At 48.0% G+C, this 14,018-nt stretch carries 14 protein-coding genes and 1 riboswitch; of the genes, 3 read left to right on the forward strand and 11 right to left on the reverse strand.

Annotated elements, in window-relative coordinates:
• Positions 1–113 precede the first annotated feature (113 nt).
• The 8 genes from HC752_RS02445 to HC752_RS02480 form a co-directional block, all read right to left on the reverse strand.
• Positions 114–1,400: a TRAP transporter large permease gene (locus tag HC752_RS02445; protein WP_190333505.1), complete on the reverse strand. Its 1,287-nt coding sequence runs from the start codon at positions 1,398–1,400 to the stop codon at positions 114–116.
• Positions 1,397–1,990 carry a TRAP transporter small permease gene (locus tag HC752_RS02450; RefSeq protein WP_190333506.1) on the reverse strand — a complete coding sequence of 198 codons (594 nt, stop codon included), beginning with the start codon at positions 1,988–1,990 and terminating at the stop codon, positions 1,397–1,399. Before HC752_RS02450 ends, HC752_RS02445 begins: the two co-directional genes overlap by 4 nt.
• 52 nt (positions 1,991–2,042) lie before the next feature.
• A complete protein-coding gene (locus tag HC752_RS02455; protein WP_190333507.1) occupies positions 2,043–3,041 on the reverse strand; it encodes a TRAP transporter substrate-binding protein in 999 nt (332 codons plus the stop codon).
• A 130-nt stretch (positions 3,042–3,171) separates the two neighbouring features.
• On the reverse strand, positions 3,172–3,906 hold the full coding sequence (locus tag HC752_RS02460; protein WP_190333508.1) for a FadR/GntR family transcriptional regulator: 735 nt from the start codon (positions 3,904–3,906) through the stop codon (positions 3,172–3,174).
• 27 nt (positions 3,907–3,933) lie between these two features.
• On the reverse strand, positions 3,934–5,523 hold the full coding sequence (locus tag HC752_RS02465; RefSeq protein ID WP_190333509.1) for an aldehyde dehydrogenase (NADP(+)): 1,590 nt from the start codon (positions 5,521–5,523) through the stop codon (positions 3,934–3,936).
• An 11-nt stretch (positions 5,524–5,534) separates the two neighbouring features.
• Complete coding sequence (gene araD1, locus HC752_RS02470) at positions 5,535–6,521, reverse strand: AraD1 family protein (RefSeq protein ID WP_190333510.1); 987 nt, start codon at positions 6,519–6,521, stop codon at positions 5,535–5,537.
• Between the two features lie 7 nt (positions 6,522–6,528).
• The gene (locus HC752_RS02475) at positions 6,529–7,701 is read right to left on the reverse strand and encodes an L-rhamnonate dehydratase (RefSeq protein WP_190333511.1); all 1,173 of its coding nucleotides are present in this window, start codon (positions 7,699–7,701) and stop codon (positions 6,529–6,531) included.
• A gap of 14 nt (positions 7,702–7,715) precedes the next feature.
• Complete coding sequence (locus HC752_RS02480; protein ID WP_190333512.1) at positions 7,716–8,738, reverse strand: 4-hydroxythreonine-4-phosphate dehydrogenase PdxA; 1,023 nt, start codon at positions 8,736–8,738, stop codon at positions 7,716–7,718.
• A 227-nt stretch (positions 8,739–8,965) separates the two neighbouring features.
• Here HC752_RS02480 and HC752_RS02485 point away from each other — a divergent pair, with 227 nt between their 5' ends.
• A complete protein-coding gene (locus tag HC752_RS02485) occupies positions 8,966–9,103 on the forward strand; it encodes a hypothetical protein (RefSeq protein WP_190333513.1) in 138 nt (45 codons plus the stop codon).
• Positions 9,104–9,331: 228 nt separating this feature from the next.
• Here the strand turns inward: HC752_RS02485 and ribB are convergent, their stop codons facing one another.
• From ribB to HC752_RS02500, 3 genes are all read right to left on the reverse strand, one after another.
• Complete coding sequence (ribB, locus tag HC752_RS02490) at positions 9,332–9,994, reverse strand: 3,4-dihydroxy-2-butanone-4-phosphate synthase (RefSeq protein WP_190333514.1); 663 nt, start codon at positions 9,992–9,994, stop codon at positions 9,332–9,334.
• A 157-nt stretch (positions 9,995–10,151) separates the two neighbouring features.
• Positions 10,152–10,304: riboswitch (FMN riboswitch) on the reverse strand.
• A gap of 361 nt (positions 10,305–10,665) precedes the next feature.
• Positions 10,666–11,535: an N-acetylmannosamine kinase gene (locus HC752_RS02495; protein ID WP_190333515.1), complete on the reverse strand. Its 870-nt coding sequence runs from the start codon at positions 11,533–11,535 to the stop codon at positions 10,666–10,668.
• Complete coding sequence (locus HC752_RS02500) at positions 11,532–12,230, reverse strand: N-acetylmannosamine-6-phosphate 2-epimerase (RefSeq protein ID WP_342029448.1); 699 nt, start codon at positions 12,228–12,230, stop codon at positions 11,532–11,534. Before HC752_RS02500 ends, HC752_RS02495 begins: the two co-directional genes overlap by 4 nt.
• A gap of 263 nt (positions 12,231–12,493) precedes the next feature.
• Between HC752_RS02500 and HC752_RS02505 the strand changes: the two genes are divergently transcribed.
• Both HC752_RS02505 and HC752_RS02510 read left to right on the forward strand, forming a co-directional pair.
• Entirely contained in the window at positions 12,494–13,459 is a 966-nt protein-coding gene (locus tag HC752_RS02505; protein WP_190333516.1) for a sialic acid TRAP transporter substrate-binding protein SiaP, read from the forward strand.
• A gap of 55 nt (positions 13,460–13,514) precedes the next feature.
• Positions 13,515–14,009: a TRAP transporter small permease gene (locus tag HC752_RS02510; RefSeq protein ID WP_274602102.1), complete on the forward strand. Its 495-nt coding sequence runs from the start codon at positions 13,515–13,517 to the stop codon at positions 14,007–14,009.
• The last annotated feature ends 9 nt before the right edge of the window (positions 14,010–14,018 follow it).

Raw genomic sequence — 14,018 nt, forward strand, 5'->3', positions numbered from 1 at the left:
AGACACCTAATGAGAATCGAATGGTGAGCATACCCTTGTTCAGCCTTGGTCGATGGCGTGGAGGCATGCCAGTCGTATGGCGGACAAGCCTCCTGCCGCTTCCCTGAACGGGGTTAGTTTCCATAAACCAAATCGACCAAACCGAGTGTGATAAATGGTACGTAAGTCACAACAAGAAGAAGGGCGATCAACACACCAATAAATGGCAAGTTAGCACGTGTCGTAGACCATATATCCACTTTTGCTATGGAGCAAGCGGTGGCGAGTACGCTAGCGACAGGGGGTGTTTGCTGACCTATAGCTAAGTTAAGCGTCACAATCAGCCCGAAGTGAATGGGGTCTATGCCAAACTGAAGCACGAGGGGCAATACCATCGGGACCACTAAAATAATGGCTGCGGCCCCATGCAGAAACATACCCAAAATAAAGAACAGGACGTTCAGTAGCATCAGCACCACAATTTTGCTTTCTGTGAAATCCAGAATCGCCTGAGCCATTTGCTGTGGAAGTCTCACCTCAGTGAGAAACAGACCAAGTAAAGCCGATGTCGCCACCAAGAGCATAACCGCCGCCGTTTGAACACTCGCTCGAACCATACACTTGTACAAATGAGCGAGTGTTAGCTCCCGATAGATGATAAAGCCAATGACAAGCGCGGCGATAACGGCAAGCCCGGCGCCTTCGGTTGCGGTAACCACGCCACCAAAAATGCCCCCTAAGATAATGACCGGAAGAAACAATGCCCAAATGGCTTCTTTAAACTTCTGCCTCAGGTTTCTCCAACTAAACGCTTCTTCACGTGGAAGGTTGTAACGAATAGCAAAGTAATACGAGAGCGCCATCATTAAGGCACCGCCGAGTACACCGGGAACAACGCCAGCCAGAAACAACTTTACGATGGAGGTATCCGCGATGGCACCATAAAGGATCATGGAAATAGACGGTGGAATAATAATGGCTAACGAAGCGGACGACGAGGTGATGGCCGCTACAAAAGTCGGTTTGTAACCGCGCTTTTTCATCGCAGGCATTAACACGCTTCCGGTTGCGGCTACATCTGCCACCGCCGAACCCGATATCTCGGCAAAGAACATGGAAACGCCAATATTGACCATCGCCAAGCCCCCACGCACAAAGCCTATCATGGCGGACACCAGATCAATTAAGCGGCGAGAGATACTTGAGGTATTCATCAGTTCCCCCGCCAGCACAAATAAAGGAATGGCGAGCAGCGGGAATTTGGTCGCACCTTCATACAAAGTGAGGGGGACATTGAGCATGGCATCGGAGCCAGAGGTCAGCAGCATGCCGCCAATGGCAACCACACCAATGGAAACGGCAATAGGCACATTGATCATTACCAACGCAAGTAACCCCCCAAATAACAACAGGTAGATCATGAGTTTGCCTCCATCTTTTTGTGCGGTTGTGATTTTTCCCCACTGGGGAACAGGTCTTCTTTATCGATGCCACATTCTTCTGCGTATTCTTCCAGCTCGGCGCGGTCGTGATCTCGACCTTCACGCATGTCTTGCAAGGCTTGTGGAATAGAAAGCAGCTCGGCAAAAATGAACAAAATGGCGCCAATAGGAATAACGGATTGCACGAAAGGCACAGGAACCCAAGACAGGCTGATTAGGGTTTCACCTTCAAAATACTCAAGTACCGTCCAGCCATAAAAAGCGACTAAGGCAAAGAACCCAATAACGATGACCTCCGATACCCAAAATAGGGTGGATTGAAGGGAGCCTTTTGCGCTGTATAACAAACCACTAAACCCTAGGTGGCTTCGCTTAATTGCAGCGGTCGCCGCACCGTAATAGGTTATCCATACCAGCAGCAAAGAGGCCACCTCGTCATACCAGATTAGAGATGAACCGGTTTTACGCATAATGACGCCAAACACAATTACAAACGTCATCGACAGCACAAGCAATACGGACAGCCCTTCGAGTATTTTCTCTAACCTGTATGCCAATCTTGCAATCATGATACTCCTCCTGAGACAGGGCATTGCTGCCCTCATTGATATTTGGTGTCGGTTAGTTTGCTGCTAGCGACAACACTTTATCCAGCATGTCCTTGCCGCCTTCAACTTCCTTAGCAAACTGTTCGTAAATGGGTTTGCTGGCATCAACAAAATCTTGATAACTGGCTTTATTGACCTTCATCCCTCCTGATTTCAGTTTCTCTAGCAGTTCTTGTTCTTGTCGATCAGACCGTTCATACATCCAAGGTTTGATAGCGTTGGCCGAGTCTTTAATGATTGTTTGAACATCCGCTGGAATTTTGTCCCAAGTGCGTTTGCCTGCCACTAGGTAAGAAGGGCTGTAAACATGATTCGTTAAAGATAAGTATTTCTGTACCTCGTTAAACTTCGCGGCGTAAATATTGGTGAGCGGGTTCTCCTGCCCATCGATGACGCCTGTTTGTAACGCTACAAACACTTCTGAGAACGACATGGGGGTTGGGTTCCCACCCCAGTTACGGAACATACTCACACGCCACGTGCTATTCGGCGTTCGCAATTTAATGCCTTTCAAATCTTTTGGTGTATTGATGGGTTTGACGTTGTTAGTAATATGACGGAATCCGTTTTCCCACATACTGAGTACCTTGTAGCCTTTTTGATCGGCTGTTGGTGCAATGCTCGGCCAAAAGACTTCGGATTCGATTTTGGCGAGATGCGCTCTGTCTTTCACCAAAAACGGCATATCAAAGAGTGCAAATTGTGGTGTAACTTTAGCCATGATAGAGGAGGGCTGGCTTAGGTGAATCGTTCCAAGTTTCAGCTTTTGCATCAATTCTTTATCTTTGCCCAACTGACCGTCACCAAAAAGGCTTATCGAATAGTCGGAGCCGGCTGACTTCAAAGCTGCATTCGCCTCTGCTGTAAACTTTTCTGCGGTTTTATACTGTAACGATCCCTGTGCGGCCCCGATGGCAAAAATCAGCTCTTTCGCGAAGGTATATGGAGCAGCGAATGCCAGTGAAGCTACAGTGGTACTAATTAACATTTTGCGCATGGTCGTGATGTTCATTTCTGCGTTTCTCCGTTAATTTCTATGGTCGTCAATGACCGTTGGTGTCCTAAATTCATGCCCACCGTTTTATGGTTTGCACGTGTATGGGTATTGGATTGTTTCGTTATTTGATAAATCAATTCGTTGATCAGGGCATGTTCCTCATCGCAGAGATGGTCGTGTAGTACACGCTGTTGAGGTGATCCAACATGGCTTTTTCTGCTAATTCTGGATTGCCTTGTTCCAGTGCGTTGTATATTTCGTAATGTTCTCTAAAGCTTTTTTGAATGGCACCATCTTGTTCCAAAACACTGCGTCGAAAGTTAAGCCCATAGGCATAAAGTTCGTCGGCGTAGCTCGCCAGAATATCGTTGTCACTGTAGTCGGAGATGAGCTTGTGAAAGCGCTGATCAGATATCTGGAAATGCGCAGGTTTTCCAAAAAGCAATTCTTGTTGTTCTAATAACGCCTTGAGTTCACTCAGACCTTGTTGGTCAATATGAATGGCAACGCCACGTGCAATGGCGGCTTCAACCACTTTTCTGCTCTGGAATACCGCTTCAATGTCGTAATTGTTGATGGTGAGATTGGAGAGCTGGGGAAGAAGCTCAATGCAACGTTTTAACAATTCATCATTACGATGGACGCGGCTTTTTGCACCATGCGAAACGCTGATAAGCCCATAAGCGGCAATCGTCCCTATAGCTCCCCTCACGGTTTCTCGGCTTACGCCAAACATGTCACACAGCTCTCGCTCGCTCGGCAACGTGTCGCCATCCCTCAGCAGGCCAGAAAAAATCATTTCCAGTAATTTGCTTGCAAGGATGTCTTTCTTTGTTTGATTGGTGAGTTGTTTTTCAAACGCAAATACATTTGCTGCCATGATATTCCCTCATCGAGCTCTTTTTATTTAGCGATAGTCCGTTTTGTTTTGGTAATGCCCGTCGACCAATGTCAACCCAGAACTGGGCTCACTGATGGGATCGGGCAATAAAGACTCCGGCACATTTTGATAACACACAGGGCGGAGAAATCGCTCAATAGCACAGGATCCGACCGACGTGCTTCTTGAGTCGGAGGTCGCGGGGAAAGGTCCACCATGGACCATGGCGTGAGAGACTTCCACTCCTGTTGGGAACCCATTGAAAAGCACACGGCCCACTTTCAGCTCTAGGTGATCCAAGACTTCTTGAATGTCGTGGTTTGAATCGTTGGAACCCGTGTGAATAGTCCCCGTTAGCTGACCTTCAAGCGCGTCGATCACCGTAAGAAGTTGCTCAAGGTGGTGACAACGAACAACCAATGCGCAGCTCCCGAAGATTTCGTCTCGCGCTTGCGCTTCTTGAAGAAAGGTGTCTGCACTGGTACTGAATAGGTAGGGAGTGCACTGGTTGTGATGACCCGACACCTCTCCCTCACTCACCATGGTGATGGCTGAGTGTTCAACCAAGGCTCCCACGCCATTCTGGTAGGCGGCATAAATACTGGGCGTTAACATGGTTTGGCTGAAGGCGCTATTAATGATTTCCGCACTCTTCGTGAGGAATGCATCCAGTTCGGGGCCGTCAATCGCCAGCAGTAAGCCGGGGTTGGTACAAAACTGACCAGCGCCCATTTGTAAAGAGGCACAAAAACCTTGGGCTAACGTATCGTGATTACCTTGAAGTGCGCTTGGCATCAGAATGACAGGGTTAATACTGCTCATTTCGGCATAGACGGGGATCGGCTCTGGGCGTTGTTGAGCCGTGGCCATTATCGCCATTCCTCCTGCTCGTGAGCCGGTGAATCCCACCGCTTTGATTGCTGGGTGTGAAACTAAGCCTTGCCCAATCAAATGACCGGATCCAAACAGCATAGAGAACACACCTTCAGGCATGTCACACCGCTTGGCTGCTTGCGTCACCGCGTTCGCCACCAATTCGGATGTGCCGGGGTGAGCCGAATGCGCTTTCACTATCACCGGACAGCCTGCCGCTAAGGCAGAAGCGGTATCGCCGCCTACCACCGAAAAGGCGAGAGGGAAATTGCTGGCACCAAAGACTGCGACAGGGCCCAGTGGTAAATAGGTTAATCGCATATCTGGCCGAGGTAATGGGGCTCGCTCTGGGATAGCAGAATCAAATTTTGGTATGAAAGTGAGCCCCTTTCTGAGGTTGTCAGCGAATAAATGTAATTGGCTGACCGTTCTTCCTCTTTCCCCTTCAAGCCTTGCTTGAGGCAAACCTGTCTCTTGCATTGCGCGTTCAATTAAGTGGTGTCCCAGCGCCATGACTTCTTCACCGATGGCCTGAAGGAAATCGGCTTTGTGCTCGGCAGTGGTTTTTCGGTAAAGAGTAAACGCCTGATTTGCGAGCTCACACGCTTGAGACAATTGGGTTTCGTTTGCGCCAAAGTAAGGCGGTTCCAAGGCTTCGTTGGTATTTGGGTTAATGCCATGAATGACTTTTTGGTCACCCATGATCTTTTTGCTCCCAATGGTCATTTTACCAGTCAATATCATGATTTTTATTCCTATAGCGCTTTCACTTGTACCGACTCAGGAGACGCTTGAATCAGTGTATTTCGCAAGGGTCGACCAAAGGCGGGAATGGTGATGTCGAATCGATCGCCCACTTGGGTTTTCACCTTGTCTGCAAAACTGAGTGTGGCTGTGCCCATGTAGTGCACGTGCAAGTCGCCTGGTCGCCGAAATTGAGCATATTTGAAATGGTGTTGCTCTAAGTTGCCGATGGTATGTGCCATATTGGCTTCGCCGGTTAAGAACGATTTACTCCACAGCACCTTCTCCTCACGTTGAATGGCGCTGGTGCCTTCGAGGTGTTCCGGTAATTCGCCTATCAGAAGTTCCGGACCATAACTGCACGAACGCAGTTTGGAATGTGCGAGCCATAAGTAATTGAAATGCTCAGTTACATGGTCAGAAAATTCGTTACCAATGGCAAACCCTACTCGATAGGGGGTGCCATCGTTGCCTATGACATACAACGCGGTGAGTTCTGGTTCTTCCCCCCCATCTTCAGCAAAGCTCGGCATCGAGATAGGCTGCTCTGGGGCAACCACGCATTGACCGTCGCCTTTATAAAACCATTCTGGCTGTGCGCCTACTTCCCCCGCATTTGGTTTTCCACCTTCTACGCCCAATAGAAACATCTTCATTGAATCGGAGAGCGCTTCCTCATCGGCGAGTTTGGCGTGCATTTCCGCTCTGGCATCCGCACTGCCGAGATGGGTTAACCCAGTCCCTGTGACCAGCCAGCGTGAAGGATCATCATGGGTAATCGGAGGAAGCAGCCATTGGTTATCAATGATTGCTTGGTAATCCAACCTTTCGCTGGTGTGTTTTTCAGCGATAACCTCGGCTAAAGATTTTCCTGCATGAATCGCGTCCATCGCCAGTTGGTATGTACCGCCAGCGGTGTCTAATACACGCACCTGATCGTAGGATTCCACCTGTGCCACTTTGAGTTGGTTATTTTGTACGAACTGTATGATTCTCATGGCGACCTCACTCAATCACGTTAAATTGGTGAAGGTATTTTTCGCTGATACTCAGCCCCAACCCTGGTGTGTTTTCATCAAGATCGAGGTTGCCATTCACAGGAGAGGGATCGCCTTCAAAGATGTAGTAAAACAACTCGTTGCCTATCTCGACATCATGGACGGGGAAGTACTCCGACATTGGAGAGGCGAGAGTAGACATGGTGAGGTGGTAGTTGTGCATTTGCCCGGCATGTGGAATCACGGGGACACCAAAAGATTCCGCTATTGCGTTGATTTTATGCGCCGCAGTGATCCCACCTACACGATTGGTATCGTATTGAATGACCGATACAGCGCGTTTTTCGAGCAATTGACGAAAGCCGTAACTGGTAAATTCGTGTTCGCCACCAGAGATAGGAATGCTGGTGAGTTGATTGAGTTCGGCATAGCCATCGATATCGTCGGCGATCACGGGTTCTTCTAACCAACGTGGCTGGTACGGTTCCAATTTAGGTAAAATACGCTTGGTGTATTCCAAGTTCCAACCCATGTAGCACTCCAGCATTAAGTCGATGTCTTCGCCGATGACCTCCCTAATTGCCGCCACACTGTCGAGGTTTTTTCTCACACCTTGTGGTCCATCCTTTGGCCCATAACCAAATCGCATTTTCATGGCTGAAAACCCTTGGTCTAGATAGGACTGAGCTTCGCGCTGCATTTCATCCAGATCCGTGCGATAAAGTTTAGAGGCATAGCATGGGATGGTTTCTTTTGTGCGTCCGCCAAGCAATTTAAAGACGGGTTTGTTTGTGGCTTTCCCCATCAAATCCCAAAGTGCAATATCGATGGCTGAAATCGCCGCCATGCCGATGCCCTTTCGCCCCCACGCAAGGGTCGAGCGATACATTCTCTGCCAGAGGTATTCATAATCAAAGGGGTCTTGTCCTACAACGAGTGGCGCCAAATATTGGTCAATGATTTGTTTGGCGATTCTTGGGGCTAATGCAACGTTCCCAATACCGACTAACCCATCATCGGTATACACTTCAACAACAGTCCAGCCGTGAAAACGGAATGTCCCCATCGAATCGCCGCGATCCCACAGTACATCCATTGCATTGGAACAGAAGTTGTTTTGAGGCTCTACGGTGTGTCCATTCCACTCAAATACACGGGCTTGAACTTTGGTTATTTTCATTGAAATGTCTCCTGTTACTGAGCTTGTTTGCGATAGTTGATGCCCATACGGCAAGCAATGTTAAAGGCTTGAATCGTGGCGCCGACATTGGCTTGGTTCGATCCTGCAATGTCATAGGCGGTGCCATGAGCCGGGGTGGTGATCGGAACAGGCAACCCTCCTTGAACCGTTACGCCCTTTTCAAACCCCAGAAGCTTAATGGCGATTTGCCCTTGGTCGTGATACATGGTGACAACCGCATCAAGTTCGCCATCTCGGGCTTTGAGAAAAATGGTATCGGCAGGGTAAGGACCTAAAACGGGGTAACCTAAGCTATTGAGTTTGTTTACCGCCGGTTCAATGATGTCGATTTCTTCTGTGCCGCAAACCCCACCATCGCCACCATGTGGATTCAGTGCGGCAACCGCGACTCTAGGGGAGGCTATATCGGCGGTTTTTAATGCTTTATAGATGAGTTTGCTGGCCTCGATGATTCGTTCTTCGCTCAGAATGCTGACCACGTCTTTGAGTGGAACATGAGATGAGATTCTTGATGTCCACAGATCGCCCAATGTATTGAATTCACAGAAAAAGGAATCGACTCCCAGCTTGTCGGCGAAGTAATGGAGTTCATCCTCAAAAGGCATGCCAGAGAGAATCATCGCTTGTTTATTGAGGGGCGCAAAACAGATGGCATCAATGTGGTGAGCGACGACCGCTTCTAGGCATTGGTCTAATATGTGCAATACGGAACGGCCACCTGCTGCACTTGCAGCCCCTACTGTCACTTCTTGTTGACTGACGGAATGCACAGGGACAAACAGAATCTCACCCGATCCACTGTACTGACGTGCGTCAGATAGACACTCAATCGTTTTCAGCTTGATATCGGTTTGAGCGATCTCTTGTCCAAGATCCCATAGCCATTGATCGCCAATGAGTACGATATTGGCTTGCGATGCAATGCCGCTTTGGTTGAATAATTTGGCAATCAGTTCAGCGCCAATGCCAGAGGGGTCACCTAAAGAGACAGCAACAGTGGGCAAAGAGCTAGGCATAACGTTTCCTTACGGTTAGATTCTGTGTGATTCTTGGTCTACTGGTACGGAAACAATACCACTAGACCAGTAATTGACAAGATGGAAACTAACAAAAATGAAACATGCTTAAGGCGGAAAAGAATGGATTTGAGTTTTTATTTATTAAAATCAAAGTGTTAATGTTTTCTCATTTATTGTACTAATCATTGAATTTGTGATCTTGTTCAATTCGTGAAGAGATGGTGATGCTTTCAGATGGCGTCATGGCAGAGCATTCCCTTATGGCAGAGCACTCCCTTATGGCAGAGCACTCCCTTATGGCAGAGCACTCCCTTATGGCAGAGCATTCCCTTATGACAGAATGCTCCCTAAGAAAAACATGACTGAAATTCATCAAAGAAAAGCGTTAAAAACGGTGTTGATTGGCATGACATGGCTGGTTTGCCGGGGGATGGCGTGGCTAGTGGTGTCTGCGGATCGATAAGCTTGAAAAGCTCGCGCAGTGTGAATCGCCATCAAGTGATGGCAGGTGGCGTATCAAAGGATACTTGTTCCGACGCGGAAAGAAGACAAAAAAAGGAGCCTGAGCTCCTTTTTCGATGCGAGAGGTATTATGCGGATTTCTCTTCCATCATAATGCGATAGCTGACCATGTCTTCAATGGTCAGAACGGGCATATTGTGCAATCGACCAAATGCCACTATCTCAGGTGTTTTCGCCATGGAACCGTCTGGGTTTGTGACTTCACATAAAATCCCGAAAGGGGAAAGCCCCGCCATTGTCATCAGATCGATCGTACCTTCGGTATGACCTCGACGAGTCATCACGCCACCTTGACGAGCGCGTAATGGAAACACATGCCCAGGTCTTGCGAGGTCACTGGGTTTTGCATTCAAACGAGAGGCGGTTTTTATTGTGGTAACACGGTCGGCGGCAGACACGCCCGTTGTGACGCCTTCTTTGGCTTCGATAGAAACGGTGAAGGCTGTTTGGTTTTTGCTGTCGTTGGCTTCCACCATCGGAGGCAGTTCTAATTGATTGGCATGCTCATCGGACAGGCACAAACAAACGATTCCGCTGCATTCACGAATCATGAACGCCATTTGTTCATTCGTTAAATGATCAACTGAGTAGATAAGATCGCCTTCGTTTTCACGATCTTCGTCATCAAGCAATAAAATGCCTCGACCTTGTTGCAGGGCTTCAAGGGCATTGTCGACACGCTCAATCGGTGTGCCAAATTGCGCTAGCAGTGAAGTTTGGTTCTGATTCATGGTAGTACTCCGTATAAAAATTACCAGAATCAGGGCATATATGAAGGGAGCTTGTGGATCAGAGGGAGCAAAAAGCTACCTATGATCGAAATGCAAGCCAAAGTAAAATCCACAGAGTATTCACCAGCTCTATTACAGAGTGGTTTCACTGTGTTTTTATCATCCTCTCCCATCCGGACTATGACCGTCGGCTCTGGGTTTTCACCAGATCTGCTGACCTTGCAATTAGGCAACTGCAAGCGCTCGCGGGCTCACCAAAAAATACTGGTATACCGCCGGTGGGGAATTTCGCCCCGCCCTGAGAATAATGTTGTTGCGTTTTTGTGTTTCAACGCAGAAGAATAGTATCGTTTTTTTATAAAGAAGGTAATCACTAAGTGGGGCTATGGCGTGATTTCGAATATAAAAGGCGTGAAAAGTACAATATTAGCGTCATAGAGCGTGCTGTAGGATTCAGCGGCTGAGGGAAAAGTTGATGGGGATGCAAGTCTAATGAGAGTACAAGGCTGATTAGGGTACAAGGTTGATAGGGATACAAGGCTGATTAGGGAGCAGTTTTCCATTAACCCCGACACTGTGACTAACACGGTCATCATCCAAAAGCGTGATGGCAGCGCGAAATCCTTTTGGCGGCCTGCGGTTGCCATGGCATCGGGGACAATTAAGCCCCCTTACTCCATAAATTGAAATGCCGCGCCCAGTAAACAAGCATCATAGTCCCCCTTGGCACTATATAGGGAAACGTGAAAGGGAGGAGGCGATTGCTGAATGTAACGTCGAACCGCCTCTAGGTAGCCATTGGCAAGCCCTATTCCCCCCCCAATGACGATGGCATCTAAATCTAAGCTGGCTTTTAAATTGCGGCAGAGGGTAGCTATGGCGTTTGCGCTGTGATTGATGATCGCTTGAGCTTGCGGGTTGTGAGGCGCAAGCTCAAAGAGCTGTACGTTCGTTATGCCTGAACGGAGTTTTTCTTTCACCTGACGTTGCATGGCATTGCCAGAAGCCACCGCTTCCACGCAACCGCTTTGACCACAACCACAGCGCGGACCATGAATATCAACAACCGTATGGCCAATGTGCCCTGCAAAATGGTGGCTGCCTTTATGGAGTTTCCCACCGAGGATCAACCCTCCACCAACCCCGGTTGAAACGGTCACGTAGGCAATATTGCGAATCGGCCCTGTTAATTGAAGGTACTCGTACCATGCTGCCGCTTGAGCATCATTGATCATAGAAACAGGCTTATTGCATAGGGTTTCAAATGCAAGATGCAATGGAAATGGAGTGGGGAAAGAGAGGGTATCTGGGTTGATGGATGTTATTCCTGCATGGCTTACCCAACCCGTCGTGGCAATACCTATTTTCTCTACCTGCGGGAGCCAGGCCTGGCAATGGTTAAGGATATGTTGGGCAAATTGTTCCGCTGATTGTGCTTTCGGGGTTGGAATGTGTGTTCGTTCCACAAGAGATTGTGTCGAAAGATCGACTAACCCGAGCGCTACCTTTGTCCCCCCGATATCAATGGCGAGTACTTTCATTGTGGTGTTCCTACCGCTTGAGTCGCGGAATTAAACCAATTTGTTACCACCTCTAAACGAGTCAGTGCCGAGCCCACGGTGACGGCAACAGCACCATATTCAATCGCTTTCGCTGCCAGTTCTGGGGTGTGATATCGACCTTCTGCCATCGTAAAGAATCCCGCCTCTGAAAACTGCTTAACGAGTTGCAAGTCGGGCTCACTAGGCACGTCGCCCTCGATGTACCCCGATAAGGTGGTTCCTACAATATCAACATGGTGATTGTGGGCCCACATACCGTCTTCAAAGCATGAACAATCCGCCATCGCAATGCAGCCTAAACGTTTTATGGTCTCGACGATTTGCTCTCGGCTTTCAGGACGAGATCGGTTTGTTGCATCGAATGCAATGATGCTCGCGCCGGCTTTTGCGAGCGATTCCACGTCTGATAAAAAAGGGGTAATACGCACTTGGCTATCCGTTAGGTCTCTTTTCACTATTCCAATTATAGGAATATCCACGGCTTCGGATACGGCGGCAACGTTTTCTGCTCCCTCTATCCGAAGTGCTTTGGCTCCGGCTTGCTGCACAGACAACGCCATCGCAACAATGATATGGGTGTTGTCCATTGGGCTGCCTACTACTGGCTGAATGGATACAACGGTTTGCCCTTGCAGTAATGCTCGAATGCGATTTGCCTTTTCAATGTTTTTCACAATTACCTCATTTAAAAGTGGCTACGGAATTTGATGCAACGGGGTATCTATGCGCTTGGTTTGCTCAATATGGGTCATATTTGGTGAAATTTTGCTCGTTCTCACATTTTAATCAATGACGCTTTGAAAATAATCTTCGTTGACATAATAATTCCTGAAGAATATTTTTATCAACAAGAAAAAAGTTTTTTTTCAAAAGTCGTGATTATGTGAAAAGTCGTGATTATGTGAATGCAACGGCAACTTAACAAAAGGGAATAGCAATGAAATCCATCAATAAATTGACTTTGGCAATGATGGCACTTGGATGTGCTCTATCAACCCAAGCCGCAACGACATTAAAAATGGGGATGCAGGCGTCTGTAGGCTCTGTTGAGTACACGTCGGCCAAACTTCTGGCTGATACAGTCGAAGAATTGAGCAAGGGTGAATTGAACATCACCTTATACCCAAGTGCACAGCTAGGAGATGACCGCGCGATGTTGCAGCAGTTGTCACTGGGCGATTTGGACATCACCTACGCAGAATTTGGACGCATGGGGCTGTGGATTCCAAGGGCGGAAGCCGTAACACTGCCTTATGTTGCTAAAGACTATGAGCATCTTCGCCGTATGTTTGATTCGGAATTTGGTCAGGGAATTCGACAGGAAATGCTGTCTAAGTTTAATTGGCGTGCATTGGATACGTGGTACAACGGTACTCGACAAACGACGTCTAACCGACCACTAAAATCGATCAGTGATTTCAAAGGGTTGAAGCTGCGCGTGCCCAATGCCAAACCTAACCTCAATTACGCTAAGTTGTCTGGGGCGTCACCAACACCCATGGCGTTTTCTGAAGTGTACCTTGCCTTGCAAACCAATGCGGTCGATGGGCAAGAGAACCCATTGCCGACCATTAAAACAATGAAGTTTTATGAGGTGCAGGACAATCTCGCCCTTACTAATCATATCGTGAACGACCAAATGGTCATCATTTCTGAAAACACTTGGCAGAAGCTTTCCAGTGAACAGCAAAAAATGGTCTCGGATGCGGTTGCCAAAGCTGGAAAGGCGCATACCGCGTCGGTGAAAAAGCAAGAGTCCGAATTGGTTTCTTTCTTTGAATCGCAAGGTGTGAACGTGACCTACCCCGATCTTTCGCCTTTCCGCGAAGCGATGCAACCTTTGTACGCGGAGTTTGAAGAAAAAGTGGGTCAACCTATTGTGAAGCAACTTGCTGCGATGTGAGTGTTTTTAGACAGTCTGGCTGGCAAGACAGTATCTGCCAGCCATGGAGCCCCAAATGCGACAAAAGATCACAAGAAATATTGAAGAAATCATTACTGTGCCGCTGATGCTCATTTTGCTGGTCGTACTCACTTGGCAAATCGGCACGCGTTGGTTATTGGATGATCCTTCTCTGTGGAGCGAAGAGTTGGCGAGAGTGCTGTTTATGTACATGGCACTGATTGGGTGTGCCATCGCCATTAAAAGCAGTACACACGTCAACATCACGTTTTTTTCAGACAAACTGCCAGCGAAAGCTCGCCTAATGTTAGTGCTTTCTCTTGAATTGGCGGTACTCGTTTCCATTTTTGCCATTATCTACCTTGGCTATCAGCACGTTCAGCGAACGGCGTTTTTTGAATTGATCACGCTGGGGATCTCAAGCAAGTGGATGAATTACAGCTTACCTTTAGGCGGGGTGTTTATGGTGGTTCGCCAACTGCAAAAGATGGTCAAGCTGGTTGCTGATTTTCGTCACACTAGCGACACAACATGTGCTGAAAGTAAATAAGGAGATAGC

The sequence above is a fragment of the Vibrio sp. S9_S30 genome (assembly GCF_014694455.1).
Taxonomy (GTDB): domain Bacteria; phylum Pseudomonadota; class Gammaproteobacteria; order Enterobacterales; family Vibrionaceae; genus Vibrio.

Bases quoted from the DNA above. Each gene is read 5' to 3' on its own strand.
- HC752_RS02445 (WP_190333505.1), bottom strand. From the start codon at position 1,400: ATGATCTACCTGTTGTTATTTGGGGGGTTACTTGCGTTGGTAATGATC.
- HC752_RS02450 (WP_190333506.1), bottom strand. From the start codon at position 1,990: ATGATTGCAAGATTGGCATACAGGTTAGAGAAAATACTCGAAGGGCTG.
- HC752_RS02455 (WP_190333507.1), bottom strand. From the start codon at position 3,041: ATGAACATCACGACCATGCGCAAAATGTTAATTAGTACCACTGTAGCT.
- HC752_RS02460 (WP_190333508.1), bottom strand. From the start codon at position 3,906: ATGGCAGCAAATGTATTTGCGTTTGAAAAACAACTCACCAATCAAACA.
- HC752_RS02465 (WP_190333509.1), bottom strand. From the start codon at position 5,523: ATGATATTGACTGGTAAAATGACCATTGGGAGCAAAAAGATCATGGGT.
- araD1 (WP_190333510.1), bottom strand. From the start codon at position 6,521: ATGAGAATCATACAGTTCGTACAAAATAACCAACTCAAAGTGGCACAG.
- HC752_RS02475 (WP_190333511.1), bottom strand. From the start codon at position 7,701: ATGAAAATAACCAAAGTTCAAGCCCGTGTATTTGAGTGGAATGGACAC.
- HC752_RS02480 (WP_190333512.1), bottom strand. From the start codon at position 8,738: ATGCCTAGCTCTTTGCCCACTGTTGCTGTCTCTTTAGGTGACCCCTCT.
- HC752_RS02485 (WP_190333513.1), top strand. From the start codon at position 8,966: ATGCTTTCAGATGGCGTCATGGCAGAGCATTCCCTTATGGCAGAGCAC.
- ribB (WP_190333514.1), bottom strand. From the start codon at position 9,994: ATGAATCAGAACCAAACTTCACTGCTAGCGCAATTTGGCACACCGATT.
- HC752_RS02495 (WP_190333515.1), bottom strand. From the start codon at position 11,535: ATGAAAGTACTCGCCATTGATATCGGGGGGACAAAGGTAGCGCTCGGG.
- HC752_RS02505 (WP_190333516.1), top strand. From the start codon at position 12,494: ATGAAATCCATCAATAAATTGACTTTGGCAATGATGGCACTTGGATGT.
- HC752_RS02510 (WP_274602102.1), top strand. From the start codon at position 13,515: ATGCGACAAAAGATCACAAGAAATATTGAAGAAATCATTACTGTGCCG.